This window comes from Limnospira sp. PMC 1279.21 (assembly GCF_032349615.1).
Lineage (GTDB): Bacteria > Cyanobacteriota > Cyanobacteriia > Cyanobacteriales > Microcoleaceae > Limnospira > Limnospira fusiformis.
The window spans coordinates 1-6,061 of the sequence record NZ_JARPLU010000225.1; the positions used below are offsets into that span (position 1 = coordinate 1).

Consider the following 6,061-nt stretch of genomic DNA (forward strand, 5'->3'; position numbering starts at 1 on the left):
CGACACCCAACAAATCCGGGTATACAAATTAGGCGATCGCTCCCCGTTTCTCAAGTTCGGTTTCTCCCTGGGGGGGTAAAGAAACCTAGTCGTAGGTTGGGTAAAGCGAAGCGACACCCAACAAATCCGGGTATACAAATTAGACGATCGCACCTTGAGCGATCGCTTCTTTCATTGATGCTAAATAAACCGGTTTTCTGTCTGGGTAAGAGAGGCAGCCCGAGCCGGTGACGACATCAATTTTAGCCGCTTTGGGGGCGGGTTATAAATAGACTTTGCCAGAGGGGGTAAATGGCGATATTAATAATGCGATCGCCTGGTTTTCATGGCAGCCATTCCATAATTTCTGGGGGAATCGTTGCCCTTCCCTCTGGGGTGATTCCCGTCAGTGCCATCAGGGGGTAATTCCATGGGTGGGATGCCATCTATTTTAACCGAAATGTAGCCCAATTGTGCAGGTAAAATCCCTAAAATCGCAGCAGGTCGGGGCAAAAAAAACCCAGTTTCTGGCAGGATAGCGATTCCTTCACAAAGATTTAAGAAATCAACCGGGTGTCTCAGGGTTGGTCAGGGGGTAAAATGGGGGTGACTTCTCCCGGTGCGCGGCTATGGATGAACAACGAGTGCAAGCCTATCTCTCCCTAATTCAAGAACTCCTCACCTGTCCCAGTGGGGAGGAACCGGATATCCTCAACCGTCATCTGGAGTTGGTGGATGAGGGGTTTGTGCAGGTGTGTGAGCAGGTGGCGGCACAGTTGCAGCAAGGGGGACAAGAGGACGAGGCGGCGTTTCTGCGGAATGTGGCGCAACAGGTGGGGGCGTTTTTGGCGCAGCGGGGGACTGGTGGAAATCAGCAAGCGGCGTTACTACAATTTTGGGAGCAACTGCTGCAAGCACAAATGCAGGGCGATACAGTCGCCGTACATCAGGTGATGCGGCAAAATATGGGGTTGATTGTTCCCGCCTTGGGGGATACGATTGCCCAGTCAATGCCAGAACTTCTCGCTCAGAATCCCGACGATGCTGAAGGAGTAGCAGCCTTAGTCCAAGATACCTGCATCAGTATTCAACAATTCCCCTATGGCAGATATGCAGAAGCGGGAACAGTTCCTCCCAGACACAACAAGCCCTAGAAAATGCCTACCGTAGCTTCCAGGAAGCCCTAGACCAGGTGGAATATCTCCGGGGTGAAATTGGAGCCGATAGTGAGGGCTATAAACGCAACTTTAATGAAGAATGGAACAAAGTTTATCGCGGCATGGTGGAGGTGTGCCTAGAGTTGGGCAGATACCAGGATGCCATTGAATATGTAGACCGGAGTAAAGCCCGGAACTTGGTGGAACTCATTGCCACCCGTGACGCTTATCCGGGGGGCGTGATTCCCGAAAACACCCGCCAACAGTTGCAATTGCTCAGAATTGCCATTACCCAAGCAGAACGCCGCCTGCAAGAGGAGGAAAACCCGGACTATACTTACATCAACCAACTGCGGCAACAAAAGCAGCAACTCGAACCCTACAAACCCCTGCCTTTTCAGGCGATGCAAGAGTTACTGGATGAGGAAACCGCGATTTGGGAATGGTACATTTTGCCGGATAAATTCCTCACCTTCACCCTCACCGCCCAAAGTTTCAATCTCTGGACATCTTCCGAGGAAGACCTAGATAAACTCATCGACTGGGGAAATGCCTATCTTCGCGACTACCGCAACCGAGACAACAGCCAATGGCGCGAAACCCTAGCCCAACGCCTGGAAGAACTCGCCAAAATCCTGCATCTGGATGAAATCCTGCACAACCTACGGCAAAACTTCCCCAACTGCCAAAAACTAATCCTTATCCCCCACCGCTACCTGCACCTGTTCCCCCTCCATGCCTTACCCGTTACCACAGAAGACGGTAAGACCTACCTACAAGACCTCTTCCCCAAAGGCGTGGGTTATGCCCCCAACTGCCAAGTCCTGCAACAAGCCCAAAACCGACAACGCCCCCACTTTAACCGCCTCTTCGCTATCCAAAACCCCACCCAAGACCTCCGATTCACCGATATGGAAGTGGAAGCCATCCAATCCCTGTTTAACCCCCACAAAGTCCTCAAACATGACCAAGCCGAAAAAGCCGCCCTTGATGCCGAAACCCTGAAAAATGCCCACTGTACCCACTTTTCCTGTCACGGCTATTTCAATTTTGAAGATGCCCTCAAATCCGCCCTCATCCTGGCTAAAAGCGAATTTACCCCCCCGCCGCCAACGGATGACCCCAGCCGCTATCTGCCCCTAGAAGATGACAAACTGCTGGACCTGCAAAAATGTCTCACCTTAGAGGATATCTTGCGCCTAGACCTGACCAGTTGCCGTCTCGTCACCCTCTCCGCCTGCGAAACGGGTATCACCGACATCACCTCCACCAGTGATGAATATATCGGTTTACCCAGTGGCTTCATTTTCGCGGGTTCTCCCAATGTGGTCAGTACCCTTTGGGCGGTGGCGGATATCTCGACGGCGATTTTTATGATTCAGTTTTATCAAACTCTCCAGCAGCAACCGGAACTGTCGGTGGTTCTGGCGTTGCGGCAGACTCAGACTTGGTTGCGGGAAGCCACGGTGCAAGATTTGTTAGACTGGGTGGATAGCTGTGAGGTGATTAGTCCGGAACGGCGGAAGCAAATGCAAAAAAGACTCACCTTTAGCTATTGGAAAAATAAACTCGATGCTAAACGGTTTGAGTCTCCTTACTACTGGGCAGCATTTTGCGCGATTGGCGCGTAAAATTATGAGACTGCCCTTGTCTGTATTTTAGTCGTTAAGCCCGGTTAGGATAATTATGAACCCAGAAGAAATTATCAGCGGTTTTCTATCAGTTTGGGAAAACAACCCAGAACTGTTTAACCATCGAGAAATGTCGGACAGTTTAGAAGACTTGCAAACCCAATTGGCTGAGTTGGAAACTGCATCAGATCAAGAAATAGCCGATTGTTTGGAAAATTGGTTTTCTAATTATGAGGCGATCGCCGATGCAGTGGATGCAGCGAGTACCCGCAAGCTAAGAGGTGCTGACAATGATTCCCCCAACACAGAGGACACGGCTTATATAAATCTCTATCCGAAAATTACGGAAATTCTGCTAACCCGCGCTCCGAAAATGGGCAAAAAAGAGGGGCAATCTTGAGGGTTTTTATGGAAAGTTTTAACAATTAACTCAGGAGTTTTATAAATGTCATCCCCAGCTATTCAAGACTTAGTGAACCTAGTTGAATCCTTACCCGATACGGTTCAAATCCAAGTGATTGAACATTTACGGGAATATATCGCCGATTTACAGGATGAACAACGGTGGGATAAGGCTTTTAATCGGACTCAATCTACCTTAGTCACTGCGGCACGTCACGCCAAACAACAACACGCTGCTGGACAAGCAACTCCCCTGAATGATAATCAGTTATGATGAGAATTTTCGCCCCCAACCTCTATTTATGTGCGTATCATCTCCGCAAGGATAACACCCAGGGAGAAACACACCCCCTCTGGGAAAAAGAGTTTATCGCATTTTAGCCGAGGGGATAGACTTAGAGAGCATTGTAAACTTAATTACTGAGGATTGAGACTAAAGAGATGGGTAGGCCCATCTCCCGAACTTTTAGGTTTTGAGGGGATTGGAAGCTAAGAATCATCATAGCAGGTCTGGTCTGAAGGGCGGTCAAACCTTGCCAGCAGAGCTTGTACCAGTTGGGGAGAAGCCCGAAAATTCGTCATCTTTAACAGTTCTTCTAATGTGGTTGGAAAATCGATCCAGTTGCGCCGTCCAGCTTCGCCTAAAATGCCTAATAAACCAATAATTTTAAGACCTTGTTTTTGGGCAGCTTGACGAGCCGCTAAATCATCGACGATGAGCAAATCGGCACTAATTGATTGTGCCAATAGGATAGCGGCTTGTTCCCCGCGATGGAGGCGTTTTAGGTCGGGTTGATTCATGGGGGGTGTCTGCTGAATTTGTAACCAGGGAGGAGGAGCGGCAATCCATGTTTTTAAAGGGGATGGCGCACCGATCGCCTGCATTTCTTCAGCGACAATATCGGGAATAATGATTGGGTTGTAAAACCTTGGAAGTAGCTCAACTTTATGGATCAGGATTAGATAAAGAATGGGTGATGTATCGCAAACAACAATCATCAAACTTTTTACTGATTCTGAAGGGTATTGAGGGTTTGCAAATCTTGTTCAAAATCAGCTAAACTGTAGGGATAATAGGCTCCTTTTTGCTTGAGGAGATGCTCGACTGCAAAACGGTCAAGGTTGAGGATATGTCCAACTTCAGCAGCGGTAATCTGTTGGGCTTCGTAGGCGTCAATCACGAGGGTTTCGAGAATCCGCTGCGAAAAATTATCCAGGTTGGGCTGGAGTTGCTGAATGTATTCGTCGGGAATTTCAATGGTGATTTGCATGGGATGTTCTGGGGGATGTTTTGTCGAGTGTAACGGGTTATTTCCTGAAAAGTAAGGGGTATATTGTCCGGCTGAACCTCGGAATTTTACGGGGAGAATGGGAGTCCTGATTTGACGGGCAGCTATGGATAAAGACCTGCAATGGGGTGGCATAAGCCCACTCTATTCAACGGCTGCTCCTTCAACAATAGCTGGTTCCATTTCTGCTAGAGAAACGGGTTTTCTGTCTGGGTTGTAGAAACAGCCGGATAAAGTACGGACATCAATTTTAGCCGCTTTTGGGGCGGGTTCTAAATCGACGTTGCCATCTGGGGAAATGGCGAGATGAATTGGTTCGCCTGGTTTGACTTGCAGCCAGTGGATAAGTTTTGGGGGAATCGTTAGTGCCATCAGGGGGTAATTCCATGGGTGGGATGCCATCTATTTTAACGGGAATGTAGCCCAATTGTGCAGGTAAAATCCCTAAAATCGCAGCAGGTCGGGGCAAAAAAAACCCAGTTTCTGGCAGGATAGCGATTCCTTCACAAAGATTTAAGAAATCAACCGGGTGTCTCAGGGTTGGTCAGGGGGTAAAATGGGGGTGACTTCTCCCGGTGCGCCGCTATGGATGAACAACGAGTGCAGGCTTATCTCGCCCTGATTCAAGAACTCCTCACCCGTCCCATTGAGGAAGTAAATGATATCCTCAACCGTCATCAGGAGTTGGTGGATGAGGGGTTTGTGCAGGTGTGTGAGTTGGTGGCGGCACAGTTGCAGCAAGCCGGACAAGACAACCGGGCGGCGCTTCTGCGGAATGTGGCGCAACAGGTGGGGGCGTTTTTGGCGCAGCGGGGGACTGCTGGAAATCAGCAAGTGGCGTTACAGCAATTTTGGCTGCAACTGCTGCAAGCAGAAACGCAGGGCGATGCAGTCGCCGTACATCAAGTGATGCGGCAAAATATGGGGTTGATTGTTCCCGCCTTGGGGGATGTTATTGCCCAGTCAATGCCGGGACTTCTCGCGCAGTACCCCGACCAAGCCGAAGGAGTAGCAGGCTTAGTCGAAAATACCTGCACCAGTATTCAACAATTCCCCTATGGCAGATATGCAGAAGCCTTAGAGATTGCCATCCGGGGCTATGGGGTGGTGCTGGAACTGCGGGCGGATAACCCCCCAAAACGGGCGCAAACCCTGACTAACCTCGGAGTTGCCCGCCGCACCCAAGCGGAGATGGGCATCGACCCCACCGCCAATCTGGAAAGGGCAATGACTGCCTACGATGAAGCCGCCGGGATTCGGCGCCGGTTGGGGTTAGACAAAGACCTCTCCTCTACCCTGACTAACCTCGGAGTTGCCCGCCGCACCCAAGCCGAGATGGGCATCGACCCCACGGCGAATCTGGAAAGGGCAATTACTGCCTACGATGAAGCGGCCGGGATTATGCGCCGGTTGGGGTTAGACAAAGACCTCTCCTCTACCCTGACTAACCTCGGAGTTGCCCGCCGCACCCAAGCCGAGATGGGCATCGACCCCACGGCGAATCTGGAAAGGGCAATTACTGCCTACGATGAAGCGGCCGGGATTATGCGCCGGTTGGGGTTAGACAAAGACCTCTCCTCTACCCTGACTAACCTCGGAGTTC

The 6,061-nt window shown here is 50.3% G+C and carries 8 protein-coding genes and 1 pseudogene; 5 read left to right on the forward strand and 4 right to left on the reverse strand.

Annotated elements, in window-relative coordinates; all coding sequences use genetic code 11:
• Positions 1-300: 300 nt before the first annotated feature.
• Positions 301-492: a hypothetical protein gene (locus tag P5683_RS21950; RefSeq protein ID WP_315641049.1), complete on the reverse strand. Its 192-nt coding sequence runs from the start codon at positions 490-492 to the stop codon at positions 301-303.
• A 116-nt stretch (positions 493-608) separates the two neighbouring features.
• Between P5683_RS21950 and P5683_RS21955 the strand changes: the two genes are divergently transcribed.
• From P5683_RS21955 to P5683_RS21970, 4 genes are read left to right on the forward strand one after another with little or no spacing between them, the layout of a single operon-like run.
• A complete protein-coding gene (locus tag P5683_RS21955) occupies positions 609-1,133 on the forward strand; it encodes a hypothetical protein (protein ID WP_006620667.1) in 525 nt (174 codons plus the stop codon).
• A gap of 38 nt (positions 1,134-1,171) precedes the next feature.
• A complete protein-coding gene (locus tag P5683_RS21960) occupies positions 1,172-2,767 on the forward strand; it encodes a CHAT domain-containing protein (RefSeq protein WP_315641048.1) in 1,596 nt (531 codons plus the stop codon).
• 55 nt (positions 2,768-2,822) lie between these two features.
• Entirely contained in the window at positions 2,823-3,167 is a 345-nt protein-coding gene (locus P5683_RS21965) for a hypothetical protein (RefSeq protein WP_315641047.1), read from the forward strand.
• A gap of 45 nt (positions 3,168-3,212) precedes the next feature.
• A complete protein-coding gene (locus P5683_RS21970; RefSeq protein WP_315641046.1) occupies positions 3,213-3,443 on the forward strand; it encodes a hypothetical protein in 231 nt (76 codons plus the stop codon).
• A 215-nt stretch (positions 3,444-3,658) separates the two neighbouring features.
• Here the strand turns inward: P5683_RS21970 and P5683_RS21975 are convergent, their stop codons facing one another.
• From P5683_RS21975 to P5683_RS21985, 3 genes are read right to left on the reverse strand one after another with little or no spacing between them, the layout of a single operon-like run.
• Complete coding sequence (locus tag P5683_RS21975) at positions 3,659-4,168, reverse strand: hypothetical protein (protein WP_006620662.1); 510 nt, start codon at positions 4,166-4,168, stop codon at positions 3,659-3,661.
• A gap of 8 nt (positions 4,169-4,176) precedes the next feature.
• Positions 4,177-4,593: a UPF0175 family protein gene (locus P5683_RS21980; RefSeq protein WP_228116507.1), complete on the reverse strand. Its 417-nt coding sequence runs from the start codon at positions 4,591-4,593 to the stop codon at positions 4,177-4,179.
• A gap of 9 nt (positions 4,594-4,602) precedes the next feature.
• Positions 4,603-4,860, reverse strand: a complete 258-nt coding sequence (locus P5683_RS21985) for an AbrB family transcriptional regulator (RefSeq protein WP_315641837.1) — start codon at positions 4,858-4,860, stop codon at positions 4,603-4,605.
• A 183-nt stretch (positions 4,861-5,043) separates the two neighbouring features.
• Here P5683_RS21985 and P5683_RS21990 point away from each other — a divergent pair.
• A pseudogene (locus P5683_RS21990) lies at positions 5,044-6,061 on the forward strand (CHAT domain-containing protein); the annotation flags it as partial.